The 17,615-nt window shown below is 71.2% G+C and carries 17 protein-coding genes; 10 read left to right on the plus strand and 7 right to left on the minus strand.

Annotation, left to right across the window (positions count from 1 at the left end; translation table 11 throughout):
* Positions 1–378: DUF4389 domain-containing protein (locus M3Q23_16320; GenBank protein ID MDP9343620.1), on the minus strand; the 378-nt coding region annotated here is incomplete at its 3' end.
* Positions 379–697: 319 nt separating this feature from the next.
* On the opposite strand from M3Q23_16320, the gene M3Q23_16325 reads away from it, so the two are divergent.
* Entirely contained in the window at positions 698–1,432 is a 735-nt protein-coding gene (locus M3Q23_16325) for a response regulator transcription factor (protein ID MDP9343621.1), read from the plus strand.
* Positions 1,433–1,444: 12 nt separating this feature from the next.
* The gene (locus M3Q23_16330; GenBank protein ID MDP9343622.1) at positions 1,445–2,977 is read left to right on the plus strand and encodes a HAMP domain-containing histidine kinase; all 1,533 of its coding nucleotides are present in this window, start codon (positions 1,445–1,447) and stop codon (positions 2,975–2,977) included.
* Between the two features lie 15 nt (positions 2,978–2,992).
* On the opposite strand, the gene M3Q23_16335 is transcribed toward M3Q23_16330, so the two are convergent.
* The gene (locus tag M3Q23_16335) at positions 2,993–3,421 is read right to left on the minus strand and encodes a hypothetical protein (GenBank protein ID MDP9343623.1); all 429 of its coding nucleotides are present in this window, start codon (positions 3,419–3,421) and stop codon (positions 2,993–2,995) included.
* A 46-nt stretch (positions 3,422–3,467) separates the two neighbouring features.
* On the opposite strand from M3Q23_16335, the gene M3Q23_16340 reads away from it, so the two are divergent.
* Together M3Q23_16340 and M3Q23_16345 are read left to right on the plus strand one after the other, a co-directional pair.
* A complete protein-coding gene (locus M3Q23_16340) occupies positions 3,468–3,923 on the plus strand; it encodes a VOC family protein (GenBank protein MDP9343624.1) in 456 nt (151 codons plus the stop codon).
* Between the two features lie 89 nt (positions 3,924–4,012).
* Positions 4,013–4,462, plus strand: a complete 450-nt coding sequence (locus M3Q23_16345) for an SCP2 sterol-binding domain-containing protein (protein MDP9343625.1) — start codon at positions 4,013–4,015, stop codon at positions 4,460–4,462.
* Between the two features lie 14 nt (positions 4,463–4,476).
* Here M3Q23_16345 and M3Q23_16350 read toward each other — a convergent pair whose 3' ends face one another.
* Positions 4,477–4,974: an MOSC domain-containing protein gene (locus M3Q23_16350; protein MDP9343626.1), complete on the minus strand. Its 498-nt coding sequence runs from the start codon at positions 4,972–4,974 to the stop codon at positions 4,477–4,479.
* A 390-nt stretch (positions 4,975–5,364) separates the two neighbouring features.
* Here M3Q23_16350 and M3Q23_16355 point away from each other — a divergent pair, with 390 nt between their 5' ends.
* Entirely contained in the window at positions 5,365–6,687 is a 1,323-nt protein-coding gene (locus M3Q23_16355) for a S1C family serine protease (GenBank protein ID MDP9343627.1), read from the plus strand.
* A gap of 14 nt (positions 6,688–6,701) precedes the next feature.
* Here the strand turns inward: M3Q23_16355 and M3Q23_16360 are convergent, their stop codons facing one another.
* A complete protein-coding gene (locus M3Q23_16360; protein MDP9343628.1) occupies positions 6,702–7,136 on the minus strand; it encodes a MarR family transcriptional regulator in 435 nt (144 codons plus the stop codon).
* Positions 7,137–7,248: 112 nt separating this feature from the next.
* On the opposite strand from M3Q23_16360, the gene M3Q23_16365 reads away from it, so the two are divergent.
* The 3 genes from M3Q23_16365 to M3Q23_16375 all read left to right on the plus strand — a co-directional run bounded on the left by M3Q23_16365 (position 7,249) and on the right by M3Q23_16375 (position 10,838).
* Positions 7,249–8,748: an MFS transporter gene (locus tag M3Q23_16365; GenBank protein ID MDP9343629.1), complete on the plus strand. Its 1,500-nt coding sequence runs from the start codon at positions 7,249–7,251 to the stop codon at positions 8,746–8,748.
* A gap of 32 nt (positions 8,749–8,780) precedes the next feature.
* The gene (locus M3Q23_16370; protein MDP9343630.1) at positions 8,781–9,065 is read left to right on the plus strand and encodes an Lrp/AsnC ligand binding domain-containing protein; all 285 of its coding nucleotides are present in this window, start codon (positions 8,781–8,783) and stop codon (positions 9,063–9,065) included.
* A gap of 309 nt (positions 9,066–9,374) precedes the next feature.
* Positions 9,375–10,838, plus strand: coding sequence for a hypothetical protein (locus M3Q23_16375; protein ID MDP9343631.1), 1,464 nt, complete (start codon positions 9,375–9,377; stop codon positions 10,836–10,838).
* 22 nt (positions 10,839–10,860) lie between these two features.
* On the opposite strand, the gene M3Q23_16380 is transcribed toward M3Q23_16375, so the two are convergent.
* Entirely contained in the window at positions 10,861–12,633 is a 1,773-nt protein-coding gene (locus tag M3Q23_16380; protein MDP9343632.1) for an ATP-binding cassette domain-containing protein, read from the minus strand.
* 97 nt (positions 12,634–12,730) lie between these two features.
* On the opposite strand from M3Q23_16380, the gene M3Q23_16385 reads away from it, so the two are divergent.
* Together M3Q23_16385 and M3Q23_16390 are read left to right on the plus strand one after the other, a co-directional pair.
* Positions 12,731–14,668: a serine/threonine-protein kinase gene (locus M3Q23_16385; GenBank protein MDP9343633.1), complete on the plus strand. Its 1,938-nt coding sequence runs from the start codon at positions 12,731–12,733 to the stop codon at positions 14,666–14,668.
* Between the two features lie 113 nt (positions 14,669–14,781).
* Entirely contained in the window at positions 14,782–16,032 is a 1,251-nt protein-coding gene (locus M3Q23_16390) for a 2'-deoxycytidine 5'-triphosphate deaminase (protein ID MDP9343634.1), read from the plus strand.
* A 10-nt stretch (positions 16,033–16,042) separates the two neighbouring features.
* On the opposite strand, the gene M3Q23_16395 is transcribed toward M3Q23_16390, so the two are convergent.
* Positions 16,043–16,555 (minus strand): GNAT family N-acetyltransferase, encoded by a 513-nt coding sequence (locus M3Q23_16395; protein ID MDP9343635.1) that lies wholly within the window; start codon positions 16,553–16,555, stop codon positions 16,043–16,045.
* Positions 16,556–16,596: 41 nt separating this feature from the next.
* Positions 16,597–17,541, minus strand: coding sequence for an NADP-dependent oxidoreductase (locus M3Q23_16400; protein MDP9343636.1), 945 nt, complete (start codon positions 17,539–17,541; stop codon positions 16,597–16,599).
* Positions 17,542–17,615: the final 74 nt, after the last annotated feature.

The raw sequence follows: 17,615 nt of genomic DNA on the forward strand, positions 1-17,615 counted from the left end.
GGGTGGGGGGCCACCCGACGACGTCCGGCGGACCGTGGTGTCGCCGAAGTCCGAGATGGCCGCGCGACGGACGCCGCGCAGGTAGCGGGCCGCGTCCGCGGCAGGAGCGATCCCGACGAACAAAGGCGCCTGGCCGCCGAGCGGCGCCACCGTGATCCGGATGGTGCCGAGGATCGAGCGGGGGTACACCCAGTGCACCCCGCGGCCGCCGAAGTTCACGCCCTCGACGGTCAGCGCGAAGGTCGCCGTCTCGTACCGGTGCGGGTCGGTGGTGAGGTATCCGGCAGCGTCGCGCTGGGTGCGATCGGCCCACAGGGCGATGCCCCCGGCGCCGAGCAGCCCGACCGCGAAGAGGACGAGCACCGCGCCCCCGATCACCGCCGCGACCCGGCCGGCCCCCCGGGCGCGGCGGGCTCGAGGTGGAGGCTCCTGGAGGCCCGCGGGAGGGGTCGGGGCAAGCTGCGGAGGGGGCTGCTGGCCGGACGGCGGAGGAGGTGGTGGCGGTGCGGGTGGAGGAGGAGGAGGCGGCTCGCTCATCGGCGCGGCGGAGTATACGCCCGGACCCCAGCCCGACCGAATGGTCCGGTGCCGAACGACCTCTCCTGGTGGCGTGACCGAATCCACAGGAACCTCCAAGGTTCGGCCGCTAGCATCTGTTCGCTTGCCGGGCCGAGCGCTCACAGTGAGAGGGGCCGAGATGGAGGAAGAAACCGCCACCACCGAACGCGATCCCACCGAGGCCCCCACCCGGGTCCTGGTGGTGGACGACGAGCCCAGCATCACCGAGCTCGTGGCCACGGTCCTGCGCTACGAGGGGTTCCAGGTCGGCGTCGCCGCGAACGGCTGGGAGGCGCTCCGCCTGGCCTCGGAGTTCCGGCCCGAGCTGATCGTGCTCGACGTGATGCTTCCCGACCACGACGGGTTCGAGGTCCACCGGCGGCTCCGCGAGCGTGGCGAGGAGATCCCCGTCATCTTCCTGACCGCGCGGGACGCCACGGAGGACAAGGTCCGCGGGCTGACCGTGGGCGGCGACGACTACGTCACCAAGCCGTTCAGCCTGGAGGAGCTGGTCGCGCGGATCCGGGCGGTGCTCCGGCGGGCCGGCGCCGGGCAGGCGGGCTCGGACGCCGCCCGCCTCCGCTTCGCCGACCTGGAGATGGACGAGGACTCCCACGAGGTGTGGCGCGGCTCCGAGCCCATCGAGCTCCGCCCCACCGAGTTCAAGCTGCTGCGGTACCTGATGCTGAACCCTCGCCGGGTGCTGTCGAAGCAGCAGATCCTCGACCACGTGTGGCACTACGACTTCGGGGGCGACTCCAACGTGGTGGAGACCTACATCAGCTATCTCCGCAAGAAGGTCGACGCCGCGGAGCCGCACCTCATCCACACGGTTCGGGGTGCCGGCTACGTGCTGCGGCTGCCGCGCCAGTGAGGCGATGAGGCCATGAGGTTCTCGCTCCGCACCCGAGTCCTGGCCGCCACCCTGGTGCTGGTGGTCCTCGGCCTGGGCGTGGCCGGCGTGGCCACGTACGGGTTCCTGCGCTCGTTCCTGGTCCACCGGCTGGACCAGCAGCTCATAGCGGTCGAAGACCCCGTCGAGCACACGCTGGGGCAAGGGTTCGGCGGCCCGGGTCCGGGCGGTCCCGGAAACGGGATCCTTTCGAAGACATACGCCGCCTTCCTGGACAGCTCGGGGAAGGTGGTGATCTCGAAGACGTATTGCTTTCCCTACGGCTGCACGGGAAACCAGCCGAGCCCCGCCCTCCCAACCGGACTCCCGGGTTCCAGCAACGCGGGCTCAAGCCCGGCCAGCCGCACGTTCACGGCATCGGCAGCAGGGACGTCCGGCCCCGATTTCCGCGTGCTGGCCTATGCGGCTGCCATCGTTGGATCGGATGTCCGTGGAACGCTGGTGATCGCTTTCCCTCTGACCGAGATCAACGGCACGCTACATCGGCTGGTGCTCGTGGAGCTCGCCGTCGCCGCGGGGGTGCTGGTGGCGGTGGGCGGCCTCGGCTGGTGGGCCGTCCGCGTGGGCCTCCGACCCCTCGACCGCATGGCCGAGACCGCCGGCGCCATCGCCGCGGGCGACCTGTCGCAACGAGTGGAGCCGGACGACAGCCAGACCGAGGTGGGCCGCCTGGGATCGGCTCTGAACACCATGCTGGGGCGCATCGAGGAGTCCTTCGACCGGCAGCGGGCCTCGGAGGAGCGGCTCCGGCAGTTCGTCGCGGACGCCTCGCACGAGCTCCGCACTCCCATCACCTCGATCCGCGGGTACGCGGAGCTGTTCCGCCGCGGCGCGGCGCAGCGCCCGGACGACCTGGAGCGAGCCATGCGGCGAATCGAGGACGAGGGTGCCCGCATGGGCGTGCTGGTGGAGGACCTCCTGTTGCTGGCGCGTCTCGACCAGGGCCGTCCCCTCGAGCGCAAGCCGGTCGATCTGTCCGCGCTGGCCGCAGACGCCGTGGCGGACTTCCGCGTGGCGGACCCCGGACGGCCGGTGGAGCTGGTGACCTCGGGCCCGGCGGTGGTGGCCGGAGACGACGTGCGCCTGTGCCAAGTGATCGCGAACATCCTCGACAACGCGCGCCAGCACACGCCCGCGGACACGCCGGTGACGGTTCGGGTGGGCGAGGCCGACGGCACGGCAACCATCGAGGTGGCCGACCAGGGGCCCGGGCTCCCACCGGAGGAGGAGGCCCGGGTCTTCGAGCGCTTCTACCGGGGCGACCCGTCGCGCTCCAGGGGCAGCGGCGGGACCGGACTGGGGCTCTCCATCGCCGCAGCCATCGTCGAGGCGCACGGCGGCCGCATCGCCGTGTCCACGCAGCCCGGCCACGGCGCCACGTTCACCGTCTCGCTCCCGGTCATCTCCCCGACCGTGGAAGCACCGACGGCCGCCGAGGCCCCAGCCATCCCGGCTCCGCCGCCCGAGGACGAGAGCCGTCATCCGGCCGCCGACGTCGGCAGCTGAACGGGCCACCGCCGGCTACCCGACGATCGGCTCGAGGAGGCGGATCAGCTCGGAGAGCCTGGCCGCCGCGTCACCGGCCAGCCGCGGAGTCTTCGCGGTCCCGGGCCACAGCTCGTACAGGTGCGTCCAGCCGGGGCCGAACGGCTCCAGGCGCATCTCGCCGCCCAGTGCGCGCTGCAACCGCGAGAGCCTGGACTCCAGCAGCTCCACGACGGGCCGATCCTCGTCGGGTGGTCCCTCCAAGTGGTAGGCGACCTCCAGCCCGCCGCCTCGGAACCACAGCTCGTAGTGCCGCCGAGGGCGCCCGAAGTGCACCTTGAACACCCGTCCCATCCGGGCCGTCCGGTACTCGCGGAGCTCGTCCGGGAGCAGGGCCGGCAGCTCTTCCGCGACAGCCTGGAAGAACTCGCGAAACGTCCGGAACGCCGCTTCCGCCACGGGCATACGATCGCATGGTCGAACCCCCAGACGACGAGGAGGTCTTCGAGCCATGGCGGTCAAGGAGCTCGGCCACATCGTCCTGTACGTGCGGAACGCGGACCGGTCCGTGCACTTCTACCGCGACGTGCTGGGCTGGAATCAGGTCATGCCGGCCCCGGGCGATCCGATCGAGGGCTTCGTCATGTTCTCCAGCGGACGAACCCACCACGAGCTGCTGCTCATCGAGGTCGACGAGGACGCCGCGCCCATCCCGGCCGGGCGGCGGGTGGGCATGTACCACTTCGGGCTGAAGGTCGGCGACACCGACGACGAGCTGCGCGAGGTGCTGGCGACCCTCCAGGAGAATGGGGTCCGGCTGATGGGCGCCGGCGACCACGGGTTCACCCACAGCCTGTACCTGGCCGACCCGGACGGGAACGAGATCGAGCTGTACATCGACGTCCCCGGCGTCAGCTGGACCGACCCGGAGATCCTGGCCCGCCCGACCCAGCCCCTTCGCATCTGAGCGCTCTCACCCGCGGTGCGAGCACGGGCCTGCGGGCTTGGCTCGCTTCCGGCCTGGGTATGGAGGAACCCGACCGAAAGGAGATGCCCGTGAGCACGGAGAGCGACGCCATCGACCCCAACGCCATCTCGGCCGAGCAGTTCGCCCAGATGGTGGCCGGTGCCGGCGACGAGGACATCGAGCGGGTGATCCATCAGGTGGGCACCACGCCCACCCTGGACCGGATCTTCAAGGGCTTCGAGGAGCGATTCGTGCCGGACCGGGCGGGCGGCGTGGACGCGGACATCCAGTGGGTGGTCCGGGACGCCGGCGAGGAGCACCCTTACGTCGTCGGCGTCCACGACGGGACGTGCACCGCCCGGAGCGGGAAGGCCGACGCGCCCAAGGTCACGTTCACCCTCGACCTGGTGCCGTTCGTCCGGTTGGTGACCGGGCAGGCCGACGGGATGAAGCTGTTCATGACCGGGAAGCTGAAGCTGATTGGCGACATGATGTTCGCGACGCGGGTGAACGGCTTCTTCGAGCCGCCGAAGGCCTAACCGTTCGGCCCCCGCTACTCGACCGGCTCGACGGCGTCGCCGACCCGGACCCAGCCGGGGACCTCGACGTCGCCGTACACCCCGAGCATCAGGCCGCCCTCCCGCTTGCGGTGCTGGGCCAGCACCTCCAGGGTCCGGAAGTCGCGCCGGCCGCTGTCCGGATCGAGCGTGGTGACCACGCATCGCGGGATGGACTCCCCCACCCGGACCACCGCCTCACCCAGGCTGACCCGCCGGCCCGACCAGCGGTCCTCCTCGTAGGGTCCACAGCCTTCCACTTCCACGAGCATGCGGAACCGCCGAGGGTCGAGCGCCTCGCGGCCGCCTCGGCGGGCCACGTCCTCCACCGACGCCTCCGAGACGATCGACACGCGGTGGGACCCTCCGGCGCACTCCGGCGGCTCGACCCGGGCCAGCCGGAGCTCGCGGCCGGCGTGGGCGGAAGCCGCCGCCGCGAACGGCCCCAGCACCGGCCTGGCCGTCACCCTCCGATCGAACAGCTCGATCTCCATGCGAGCGCCCAGCTCGCACGCATCGCCCTCGCACTCCGTGCCATCCCGGATACCGCAGGGCGAGCCGCTCGGCCGCCTCGTCGTAGCGGGCCCGGATGCCGAGCAGGGGCGCCTTGGCCGCGTCCATGATCCGCCGCGCGTCCGGGTCCACGAACAGGAACCGACGGTCCGCCTGGACCCCGCGCTCGCCCACGAACACGGCGTCGGGGTGATGCAGGCCGGTCGACTTGACCGGCGTGACGTTGAACCGGGCGACGGACGGCATGGCGGCATGGTACCGGGCGGCCACGCGGGCGACCCGCTCTGAGCGAATGGGTTCCACCGTCACAGGTTTCTCTCAGGTTCCGGGGGCAGTATTTCGGCAGAACCTGGGAAAGTGAGGAGTCGGAGATGCCGAACATCGAGGATGACGCCATGAATCCCCCTGACCGCGAGGACCGGCCGGCCAACCCGGAGTTTCCCCCGTTCGGGCACAGCGGCGGGTTCGAGGCCATGCCCCCGCCGCCTCCGCCCATTCCGGTCCCCCGGGCCCGACGCCGAGGCACGACGGTGGTTGCGGCGGTCGTCGCGGCGCTGGTGTTCCTGGGCGCCGGGGTCGGCCTGGGGTGGGGACTGTTCCGGCCCACCACGGCCACGGCCCCGACCACCACCAGCGGAGCCGCCGGGCCGCCGCTTCAGCTCAGCCCATCCACCGGATCGTCGAGCGGGACCCTCAACCTGAAGGGGATCGTCGCCCAGGTGGAGCCGGGCATCGTCGACATCAACACCTACCTCGACACCAGCACGCTGGGGAGCGGCTCGTTCGGCGCACCCGGCCCCAGCGCGCAGCCTCTGGGGGCGGGCACCGGCATGGTGCTCACCTCCTCCGGTGAGATCCTCACCAACAACCACGTGGTCGAGGGCGCCACCAACATCGAGGTGACCATTCCCGGCCAGTCGGGCCACTACTACGCGAAGGTGGTTGGCGTCGACCCGACGGACGACGTGGCCCTGCTCCAGCTCCAGGGGGCCTCGAACCTGTCCACCGTGACGCTCGCCAACTCCTCGAACCTGGACGTCGGGGACCGGGTCGTGGCCATCGGCAACGCCCTCGGACAGGGCGGTACGCCCACCGTGACGCAGGGCTCCGTCACCGCGCTCGGACGCACCATCACGGTCGGCGGCGGTCCGGCCGGGCCGGAGCACCTCCAGGGGCTCATCCAGACCAACGCACCCATCAGCCCGGGCGACTCGGGCGGCGCGCTGGCGGACTCGGCCGGCCAGGTGGTCGGCATCATCACGGCGGCACAGCGATCGGCTGCTGGGAACCAGCCGACCGCACACGTCGGCTACGCCATCGCGATGAACTCGGCGGCGAGCATCGTGGACCAGATCCGCTCCGGCCACGCCAGCGAGACGATCATCATCGGCCAGCCCGGTTTCATGGGCGTCGAGGTCCGGAACCTCGACGCGGCGACCGCCTCCCGGCTCGGCCTGGGGGTGACCAAGGGCGCGCTGGTCATCAGCGTGTTCCCGGGAACCCCGGCCGCCCGCGCGGGCCTCTCAGCGGGATCGGTGATCACGGCCGTCGACGGGAAGACCGTGACGTCGGCCGACGGGCTGGGGCCCATCATCCACACGTACAGCCCGGGCGACCAGATCAAGGTGACGTGGGTCGACTCGTCCGGGACGCACACGGGCACGCTCCAGCTCATCAGCGGCCCCGCGGTCTGACCTCCCCGAAACCGTCAGGAGGCCGGGTCGGCTGCGGCCACCTTGCGGACGAGGTCACGGAGCTGGCGCCGCTCGGCCTCGGTCAGCGCGGCGAACGACGGGGGCGGCTCCTGGAGGAGCTGCTGGGCGCGGTCCCTGGCCTCCACGCCCTTGTCCGTGAGCACCAGCATCTTGATCCGGCGGTCGGTGGGATGGGGCCGGCGTTCCACCAGGCCCCGCTCCTCCAGCGCGTCGGCCAAAGAGGTGACGTAGGAGGCGTCGTAGCCCCACTGGTCCGCCAGCTCCCGCATGGGGATGCCCTCACCCGGCTCCAGCTTGAACAGCGTCTTGAGCGCTCCCGGCGACAGCCCCACGGCACCGCACGCCTTCTGCATGCAGCCGTGGACCTGTCCCGAGAACAGCAGGTCCAGCATGGACCGCCATGCTTCCTGACCTGCCCGTTCGCTCATGTCCTGAGGGTACCTCATCCCTGGATCACCGTCCATCTTTTACTTGTCTGAACTAAGCGGTTGACACTACTCAAAGGTTGAGTATAGCCTACCGCTCATGAGTTTCCGGGACATGACCCAAACCCCACGGGAGGTCCACCCCGTCGTGGCTCTCATGGTCATCGCCGGTGCCCAGCTGATGGTGGTGCTGGACGTCACCATCGTGAACGTCGCGCTTCCCCACATCCAGGCCGGCCTCGGGTTCTCGCGCACGGGGCTGGCCTGGGTGATCGACGCCTACACCCTGGCCTTCGGGGGCCTGCTCCTCCTGGGCGGGCGGGCCGGGGACATCCTGGGACGGCGCCGGATGTTCGTGATCGGCGTGCTGCTGTTCGCCGGCGCCAGCCTCCTGGGCGGGTTCGCCACCAGCAGCGCGTGGCTGATCGCGTCCCGGGCCGCGCAGGGCGTGGGCGCGGCCATCGCCTCCCCCACCGCGCTCGCCCTCGTCGCCACCACCTTCCGGGAGGGCCCCGAGCGGAACCGGGCCTTCGGCATCTACGCGGCCGTGGCCGGCGCGGGCGGGGGCATCGGGCTGATCCTGGGCGGGGTGCTCACCGACCTGCTGTCGTGGCGGTGGGTGCTGTTCGTGAACGTGCCGATCGGCGCGTTCCTCGCGCTGGCCGCGCCGCTGGTCCTCCCGAAGGGCGAGCGCAACCCCGGGCGGTTCGACCTCCCCGGCGCCGTCACGGTCACGGGTGGGGTCGGGAGCCTCGTGTACGGCTTCATCCACGCGGCGTCCAGCGGGTGGGGCGACACCGGGACCCTGGTCTCGTTCGCGATCGCCGCGGCGCTGCTGACGGCCTTCCTGACCATTGAGTCGCGGAGCCGGCAGCCCCTCATGCCGCTGCACCTGTTCGCGGACCGGGCCCGCTGGGGGAGCTACGCGGTGATGCTGACGGCCGGCGCCGCGATGTTCGGCGTGCTGTTCTACCTGACGCAGTTCCTCCAGGGGCCGCTCGGGTACAGCCCGCTCCGGACCGGCCTCGCGTTCCTGCCCCTGAACTTGATCATCATCACGTCGGCCCAGATCTCGAGCCGCCTGGTGCCGAGGACTGGCCCGCGGCCGCTGATCCTAGTGGGGACGTCCCTGATGGTGCTGGGCCTGCTGTGGCTGTCCCGGCTGGGAGCGGGATCGAGCTACCTGACGCTCGTCCTGCCCGCCATGGCAACGATCGGCGTCGGTGTGGGCCAGATCTTCGTGCCGGTGACGCTGACCGCGGTGTCGGGAGTGGCCCGCCGTGACTCCGGCGTCGCCTCGGCCATGCTGAACGTGTCGCAGCAGGTCGGAGGGACCCTCGGCCTCTCCGCGCTGGTCACGGTGTCGGCCACGGCCACGGCGAGCCAGCTGGCGCGCATCGTCTCCACCGGAGCGGTGCCGACCGCTGCCGCGCGGACCCAGGCGCTCGTGCACGGTTGGGCGACGGGGTTCGGGCTGGCCGTCGCATTCGCCGTCGCGGCCCTGGTCGCGGCGGTGGTGGTCCTCAGGCCACGGCCACGGGAACGACCGGAACGACCCACCTCGATCGAGGACGTCGAGGTCATGCCCGCGGAAGAGGCGGTCCTCTCGTCATAACCCGCCGTTCGACGGCAGGAGAGGAGGAATGCGTGGAGGCCTACGTGCTCATCCAGGCCAACGCCAACGGGGAGCCCCTCGCCCAGAAGCTCGAGGCGCTTCCGGACGTCCTGTCGGCGCAGGAGGTCAGCGGCGCCTATGACGCCATCGCCCTGACGCGCTCGAGCTCGGAGCAGGACCTCCTGGACCGAGTCCTCCGGGAGATCCGGAGCGTCCCGGGAGTGACCCGGGCCCTTCCCGCGCCGCTGCGCAACGGCTCGAGTCCCCATTCCGCACCGAGCGACGGGCGCAGCGAGCCGGCTGACGCGGCAGCGTAGGGGGGCTAGCCCTGGTTGCCGGGCCGGAGGCAACTCCGGGGGAGGCCGCTCGCGCCTTCCGTCGTGCCCCGCACGCGACCGATCCGCTCGGGGCGGCGGACGGGTGGGGCACCAAGAGCACCAGCTACGCAGCACCATTGGTGACGCCAGAGGCCGGCCAAAGATCACCTGATGGCCCGATGAATACGAGCGTCAGCCGTTCCGATACCCATAGGGATGCTCGGAACACGCCCTCTCCCCGGATCCCCGACGCAGGCCCGACGCAACGGGCCGGCGAGAAGGGTCGCCCGGCTGGCCTCGGTCGTCGCGGTGATCGCGACGTTCCTGCTTCCTCTCGCCGCGGCGCCGGGCGCCCACGCGGCGTTCCTGGGCAAGCGGGGGGTGGTGTTCGTCTCGGGAACCACCACCCGCTCGGGTGAGACCGACATCCTGGCGTTCACCTTCAAGAAGGGCCGGGCCATCCTGGTCCAGGACTACACGCCCCACAACCACAAAGTGAACCTGTCCCCCACCGTGACCGCGGAGGGCGGGCCCCACATCCTGTTCGTGGAGAAGTCCGGCGCGCAGGGACCGGGGGACATCTACGTCATGGACCGGTACCCACCGGGCGGTGGGCTCCCCCATCCGGTCCAGCTGACCCGGGACAGCGACGACGAGGAGCAGCCGGCGGGATCGCCGTCCGGGGGCAAGATCGCGTACGTCCGGTACCTCGGCAAGACCCCGCAGATCTGGATGATGAGCCTGTCGGGACGCAACCAGGAGGTGCTGACCTGCTGCAACGTGAAGGGGAGCCACGGCCGGGGTTTCCCGGTCGAGGGGACCCAGCCGGCATGGTCGCCGAACAGCGAGTGGATCGCCTACGTGAACACGGCGTCGCCGCCCCAGATCGCCGTGGCGTCGGTGACGGGGAAGGCCCCGCTCGACTCGACGGCGGCCACCTTCCAGGTGACGACGGCCGGCGGGACCTCGCCGAACTGGGCGCCGCTTGGGGACCAGTTTGCCTACATCACCCCCAGCGGCCAGCTCGCGGTGAGGGCGTTCGACCCGTCCGGCGCGCCGCAGCCGCCCAGGATCGTGGACACCCCGCCGAAGGGCCAGGTGGACGCCAACCCGGCCTGGTCCCCCGACTCGATCACGTCCACCGGGAAGAGCACGGGGCTGATCCTGTTCAATCGGGGGTCCACGCTGTGGTCGATCGTCCCCAACGACTCGTCGCCCCGCGCGCAGAAGCTCGCCCTCAAGGGCTTCGCCGGAGGTTCGAACCCCGACTGGCGCCCGGTGTGCTCGAACCCCAAGCCCAAGGACGGCAAGGGCGTGGTCATCGAGGGGACCAACGGTCCCGACCTGCTGTGCGGCGGGAAGGGCGACGACACGATCCACGGCAACGGGGGCGACGACCGGATCTTCGCCGGCGAGGGCTCCGACACCGTCTACGGGGGCGACGGCAACGACTTCATCCTGGGCGGGCAGGGCGGCGGCAGCAACTACATCGACGGCGGGCCCGGGAACGACCACATCGAGGGCGGGCTGGGCCACGACACGCTCGTGGACGAGGGCGCCGACAGCGGCAACGACGTGATCGAGGCCCAGGACGGGAACGACACCGTCCAGGCCAGCGACGGCGTCATCGGCAACGACCGGATCGACGGCGGGTACGGCGACAACACCTGCTACGTCGACAACGTCGCCGGCGGCGGCCCTCCCGCCTACGACTTCGTGTGGAACTGCGAGACCGTCGTGGTCGTGCACCAGGCGGAGGTGCCGGGCCGGTAGGCGCGGCGGCGCCGATCGGTCCCTAGCGCACGTTGCGGCGGCAGGTCCGGATCAACACCACCCACGCTCCCGCGAGGAACACCACCGTGAACACCGCCAGGTACACCCAATACGTCCCGGTGGCGTGGGTCCCCGCTCCCCCGTAGCTGTGGAGCAGGGGCGGCCCCAGCGCGGAGTGGCCGTGCGCCAGGATGTTCCGCACGCCCAGGTCGTGGCCGATGGCCTCCCACGCCCATCGCACCGGTATGACCGCGCTGATGGCCGCGCCGACCCCCGCCATCAGATGCACGGGGAGGATCGCGCCGGAGAACAGGACCGCCGGGAAGCACAGCAGGGGGAGCGCCAGCGTGGCCTGCGAGGGATTGCCCACGGCCGCGGAGGTGAGGAGCCCGAGGGTGAGCGCGGCGGCGGCGTCGAGCGCCAGCGTCACGCCGAGCGACAGGTATGTCCCGAGCGACGCTGCGGGCAGACGGTCCAGGGCCCGAAGCACGGCCAGCATGAGGACGTCCACCACCAGCAGGAACGGGAGCAGCACGGCCACCTTCGACAACAGGTACGCGCCGAGGCGCAGGCCGACCAGGTGCTCCCGTCGCAGGATGGGCCGCTCCACGCAGATCTGGAGCAGCCCGTAGGTCAGCCCGAAGAAGAACGCGCCGAACGCGATCCAGAACAGGATCATGGCGACGGCGCTGGGGCTGGGGTGGGCGAAGTCGAACGCGCCCGGCCGGAACAGGATCGCGAACATGGCGACCACCATGGCCGGCGACCCCAGCAGGATCGCGAGCGTCAGCCGGTTCCGCACCAGGGTCTCGAACGTCCGTCGCGTCAGCACCGTCCATTGCCGCAGGCCCCCGACCGGCGCAGCGGCGGCCGGGGCGGGGCTGCCGTGGCCCGGCTCTGGCGTTGGGGGCAGGGGCGGTTGCTCGCGCCCGCGGAAGCGCTCGGCCCATTCGTCCGGGGTCGCCGACGTGGCCAGCCGCTCGTAGATCTCCTCGACTTCGGTGACCCCGAAGTGCCCGAGGGCCTCGGGCAGCGAGCCGATGAAGGCCAGGCGGCCCCCGGCGGCCAGGAACACGATCCGGTCGCACCCGTGGAGGTCCTGGACGGCGTGCGTGGTAAATACCACGGTGGCCCCGTCACCGGCCAGTCCCCGGAGCACCCGCACCAGCTCGGCGTCGGTGGCCGGGTCCAGCCCGGAGGTCGGCTCGTCCAGGAAGAACACGCGGGGCCGGGTCAGCAGCTCCACGGCGATGCTGGCCCGCTTGCGCTGCCCGCCGCTGAGCGCGCCCACCCGCACGCCGGCCCTATCGGACAGGTTGAGTGCCCGAAGGGCCTCCGCCACCCGCTGCTCGACCTCGGACGGTGACGCGGTGGCGGGGAGCCGGAGCATCGCCGCGTACCGGAGCGTCCGCTCCAGGGGAAGCTCGGCGTGGATGATGTCGTCCTGCGGGACGTAGCCGAGGACTGTCCGGAACAGATCCAGGTTCCGGTACACGTCGACGCCGTCGAACAGCACCCGCCCAGCGTCCGCCGGCCGCACCGCCGCCAGGGCCTCCAGCAGGGTGGTCTTCCCGGCGCCGCTCCCTCCCACGATCGCGACCAGCTCGCCGGGGAGGATGGTCAGGGAGACGTCCTGGAGCACCGATACGCCGCCCCGGACCGTCTTCCCCAGCCCGGCGGCATCGATGCGGACCCCGCGGGCGCGCGTCGCCGGAACCCGGGGCTGCGCAGGCCCGACGGTGGTCGTTTCCGGGCCTGTCCGGCCCTGGAGACCTGGGTCGATCGTGCGGTCCATTCGCCGCGACACGTTACGAGTTTCCCGCCGCCCTGCCCAGGTCGTGTCCTCAGGAGACCCATTCCACTTCGGCCCTGCCCGGTGTAGAACCTGCCGGATGGCCCAGGACGCACGCATCGGCACCACACTGGCCGGCTACCGCATCGATTCGCTCATCGGCCGGGGCGGGATGGGGACGGTGTACCTGGCCGAGCACCTGGGACTGGGACGCAAGGTCGCCCTGAAGGTCCTGTCGCCGGACCTGGCCGACGATCCCAGGTTCCGGGACCGGTTCGTCCGGGAGTCCCGCCTGGCCGCCTCCATCGAGGACCCGAACATCGTCCCCATCTACGAGGCCGGGGAGTCGAACGGCGTCCTGTTCATCGCCATGCGGTACGTCTCGGGCACCGACCTGAAGGCGCTGATCGCGACCCACGGCGCCCTTCCCGTGGAGAGAACGGCGTCCATCGTGTCGCAGGTGGCCTCGGCGCTCGACGCCGCGCACGAGCAGGGCCTCGTCCATCGCGACGTCAAGCCCGCCAACGTCCTGATCGTGGCGGGCGGCGAGAGCCGCCCGGACAAGGTGTACCTGTCGGATTTCGGCCTGACCAAGCGAGCCTCGTCGGACTCCGGGCTCACCGCGACCGGACAGTTCGTGGGGACCCTGGACTACGCCGCACCCGAGCAGTTCGAGGGAGGCGCCCTCACCCCGCAGACCGACGTGTACTCCCTGGGCTGCGTGGTCTACGAGTGCCTGACGGGTGAAGTCCCCTTCCCCCGGGATCGGGAAGCGGCGGTCCTGCACGCCCACCTCATGGAGGCACCTCCCCGGATCACCGAGAAACGACCTGAGCTACCCGAAGGGATCGACGCGGTGGTGGCCACGGCCATGGCCAAGCGTCCAGGTGACCGGTACGCCACGGCAGGTGATCTCGCCGCGGCCGTGGGAGCCGCGCTCCGCCGGCGCGCCGCAGCGTCGCCGGAGACCCGGCGCGGGCTCGACCGGCGGGTCCTCGTCGCAGCCGCGGCCGCGGTCCTCGTCGCCGTGGCGGTCATCGTCGCGCTGCTCCTCCGAGGAGGCGGCGCGCCGGCGCGTGGGACCGCCGGCGGTGGGCCCACCCCGGCGACCACCCTTCCCTCGACGCCGCCGACCCTGACGTCGAGCCCCATCTCCGCCGACCCGAACTCGGTGCTCAGGCTCGACCCCGACAACGGCGCCCCCGTCGCCGACATCCCGGTCGGCGCGGACCCGCACGGCGTGGCGTTCTCGGGGCGCTACCTGTGGGTGGTCAACCGCTCGGACCACACCATCTCCCGCATCGATCCCGACACCAACCAGGTCGTATCGACGGGAGGAGGGATGACGGGCCCGTGCAACATCGCCCCCGATCCCGGTGGAGGGGTGTGGGTCACGAACTGCCTGGCCAGCCCGTACGAGGTGGACCGCATCAGCCCGGAGAGCGGGCAGGTCGACGAGCGCGTCAAGGTCCCCGACGTCCCCGCGGGTGTGGCCTTCGGTGCCGGTGACGTCTGGGCGGCACTGCTGCCGCCCTCCCACAGCCCCGGAACGGTGGTCCGAATCGATCCGGCCACGGGGAAGATCGTTCACACCTTCCAGGTGGGCGCCGGGGCCGAATACGTGGACTTCGGTGAGAGCGCCCTGTGGGTCGGAAACGCCGAGGATGGAACGGTCTCCAAGATCGATGCCGTGAGCGGTCAGGTCGCGACCATCCCCGTGGGCACCGACCCGTTCCAGGTGGAGGTGGGGAACGGGTTCGTGTGGGTGAACATCCGGTCCGACCACGCCATCTACAAGATCGATCCGCTCCGGGACAGGGTGGTGGACATCATCGACGGGGTGCGGGGGATCATGACCACTGAAGGGGGAAACCTGTGGGTGGCCGACCCCGAGGCGCCAACGCTGTGGCGGATCGACACCGACACCGATCAGGTGACCGCGCAGTTCGATCTCCCCTATTCGGGGTTCCTGGCCACCGCAGACGGCTCCATCTGGCTCTCGGCGCCCATCACCTTCGACGACCAGTGCTGCCCCTGAGCGGCGGGAGGCTCCGGGCCGCGGCTCCTCGCTGGTCCGGTGGTCAGAGGGCCGGCCGGGGGCTCGCTTAGGATGGCAGCGTACGGCGGCAACGACGGTGCGGGGAGGAGACGGTGACCGAGGGCGAGGGGATGGAGGGCGGCAGGGTCCGCCTGGGCCTGCCCGACGACGCGAACGGGGTCCTGCCCAGCCAGATGCTGGAGCGGGCCGTCGAGCTCGGCTTCATCGACGCCGGCGACTACCGCATCCCGAGCTCGAGCATCCAGCCCGCCAGCATCGACCTGCGGCTGGGGGAGATCGCCTACCGGATCCGGTGCAGCTTCCTGCCGGACCGCCGGCCGGTCGAGGTCAAGCTCAAGGAGTTCGTGGTGGACGAGCTGGATCTCCGCCGGGACGGAGCGGTCCTGGAGACCAACCGCCCCTACCTGATCCCGCTGATCGAGGAGCTCGCGCTCCCCGAGGACATCCGGGGCAAGGCGAACCCGAAGAGCTCCACCGGCCGGCTCGACGTCTTCACCCGCATCATCACCGACCAGAGCTTCCGGTTCGACGAGATCCGGCCGGGCTATCGCGGGAAGCTGTACCTCGAGGTCGTGCCCCTGTCGTTCACGGTGCGCGTGCGGCAGGGACTGGCGCTGAACCAGCTGCGCCTGTCCGCCGGCCGGGCCCGGTTGACGGACGACGAGATCCTCGCGGCCCACCGGGAACAGCCCCTCCTGTACCGGGACGGACGCGGCGTCCCCGAGGAGGACCTGGCCACGGCGGACGGGCTGTTCCTGGGCCTCGACCTGCGGGGGGACGCCTCGGGCCGGGTGGGGTACCGGGCCAAAGACTTCGCCCCAGCTCTGGAGATGTCACGGATCGGCGCGTACGACTGGGAGGACTACTGGGACCCGGTCCGCCGCGAGGAGGGCGACCGGATCGTGCTGGCCCCCGAGCACTTCTACCTGCTGCTCTCCGAGGAGGCCGTGCAGATCCCGCCGGGGTACGCGGCGGAGATGGCCGCATACGACCCCACCAGTGGGGAGCTCCGGACGCACTACGCCGGGTTCTTCGACCCGGGGTTCGGGTTCGACGCGGCCGGCCGGTTCCACGGGTCGCGGGCGGCGCTCGAGGTCCGGGCCCACGACGTCCCGTTCATGATCGAGCACGGCCAGCGGGTCTGTAAGTTGACGTTCGAGCGGATGGTGGAGCCGCCGAAGGTCCTGTACGGGGAGTCCATCGGGTCCGCCTACCAGGGACAGACGGACACGCTCGGCAAGCACTTCCGGCGGCCCTCGAAGCAGGTGGAGGATTCACCGCGCAAGCGGCCGGATTCGACCGAACGGTTGCCGTTCGACGACCCGCTCGTGCCCGGCGGATAGGACCGGCTATCTAGCCGCCCTGGGCGGCCGACCGAAGGTCGACCCGCCAGTGATTGCACCGGAGGGTCCGGTCGCGGAGCTGGAAATCGGCCTCCTCGATCCAGGAGAACCCGAACTTCCGGCACATCGCGTTGGAGCGGGGATTGCTGACCGGGGGGAAGGCGTGGACGACGTCCCACCGACCCTCCGACCGGGCCCGGTCGAGGATGGAGCGCACCGCTTCTGTGCCCAGGCCCCTTCCCTGGAACCGAGGGAGCACCATCCACCCGATCTCGGTGATGGGCCGGCCGTTCCAGTCGTGCTCCCACATGACCACCGTTCCCGCCGGGGCTCGGGCATCGTGGTCCGGGATGATCACGAAGATCCACGTCTCGCCCGCTTCGGTCGAGGCCACGTCCCTCCGCAGCTTCTCGGCCAGGCCCTCTCTGGGAAGCGGACCGCCCAGGTGCTCCATCATCGCCGGGTCGCAATGGATGGCCTCGTAGAGCGGCAGGTCGCTCAGCTCGATGTTTCGAAGCTCCACGCAACTCCCTTCTGCCTCGCCCACGCTCCCGGGCCGGTCGGTCAGGCGAGGGTGACCACGACCTTGCCGCGGGTGTGCCCGGTGCCCACGGCCACCAAGGCGTCCGCCGCATCCTCCAGCGCGAACGGGTGGATTTCGGGCATGGCGATCTCGCCCGCTTCCAGCAGTCCGGCCAGGGCTTGGAGCGAGGCGGTCGTCACGTGGCCCGCCACGTTCGTCGCCTCGATCCCGCGACGTGCCAGCGCCTCCGGGTCGGCCGCTCCCACCACGGACGCCACGCGGCCTCCGTCCCGCACCAGCTCGGCGAGCCTGGCAACGACCTCCCGGTCGCCGTGCATGTCGGCCAGCCCGTCGACGCCGCCAGGGAACATGGATCGAATCGCGTCGACCACGTCGCCGGCCGTGTAGTCGATGACGTCGGCGGCGCCGAGGCGGCGGGCGTAGTCGGCGTTCTCGCCGCGGCACACCGCCACCACTCGACCCCCCCGTCGTGCCGCCAACTGGACGAAGAAGCTCCCCACCCCGCCGGTCGCGCCGACGGCGACGACCGTCTGCCCGGTCCCGATGGCCAGGGCGTCGGCCGTGTTCAGGGCGGTGACGCCGGCGACGGGAACCGCGGCAGCGGCGGCGTGGTCCAGCGACGGCGGCTTGCGGGCCACGGTGGCCGCGGACATCGTGGCGAACTCCGCCAGGGTGCCCTCTCCGAGATACATCTTGCCGACGGAGCCGAAGACATCGTCTCCCACCGTCCACGCCTCCACGCCCTGGCCGACGGCATCCACGGTCCCCGAAGCGTCCGCGCCGGGCACCAGCGGGAATCGATGTTCCATCCGGTCCTTCAGGTAGCCGTTGATCACCGCCACGTCGAAGGGGTTCAAGCCGGCCGCGGCGACCCGGACCCGGACCTGTCCTTCACCGGGCTCGGGAACGGCGATGTCGCGTACCGATCCGGGCTTCCCGAATTCCTCGATGGCGAACGCCTTCATCTTCACACCTCCTGGTGTGCTGGCACCCGAGAAACGAGCGACTCGGTTTTCCGGAGTTCCCCGTAAGACTAGCG

The sequence above is a fragment of the Actinomycetota bacterium genome, from assembly GCA_030774015.1.
Classification (GTDB): Bacteria; Actinomycetota; UBA4738; order UBA4738; family JACQTL01; genus JALYLZ01.

Coding starts and splice junctions, on each gene's coding strand:
- M3Q23_16325 (MDP9343621.1), top strand. CDS start 698: ATGGAGGAAGAAACCGCCACCACCGAACGCGATCCCACCGAGGCCCCC.
- M3Q23_16400 (MDP9343636.1), bottom strand. CDS start 17,541: ATGAAGGCGTTCGCCATCGAGGAATTCGGGAAGCCCGGATCGGTACGC.
- M3Q23_16365 (MDP9343629.1), top strand. CDS start 7,249: ATGACCCAAACCCCACGGGAGGTCCACCCCGTCGTGGCTCTCATGGTC.
- M3Q23_16355 (MDP9343627.1), top strand. CDS start 5,365: ATGCCGAACATCGAGGATGACGCCATGAATCCCCCTGACCGCGAGGAC.
- M3Q23_16350 (MDP9343626.1), bottom strand. CDS start 4,974: ATGGAGATCGAGCTGTTCGATCGGAGGGTGACGGCCAGGCCGGTGCTG.
- M3Q23_16340 (MDP9343624.1), top strand. CDS start 3,468: ATGGCGGTCAAGGAGCTCGGCCACATCGTCCTGTACGTGCGGAACGCG.
- M3Q23_16335 (MDP9343623.1), bottom strand. CDS start 3,421: ATGCCCGTGGCGGAAGCGGCGTTCCGGACGTTTCGCGAGTTCTTCCAG.
- M3Q23_16385 (MDP9343633.1), top strand. CDS start 12,731: ATGGCCCAGGACGCACGCATCGGCACCACACTGGCCGGCTACCGCATC.
- M3Q23_16360 (MDP9343628.1), bottom strand. CDS start 7,136: ATGAGCGAACGGGCAGGTCAGGAAGCATGGCGGTCCATGCTGGACCTG.
- M3Q23_16330 (MDP9343622.1), top strand. CDS start 1,445: ATGAGGTTCTCGCTCCGCACCCGAGTCCTGGCCGCCACCCTGGTGCTG.
- M3Q23_16380 (MDP9343632.1), bottom strand. CDS start 12,633: ATGGACCGCACGATCGACCCAGGTCTCCAGGGCCGGACAGGCCCGGAA.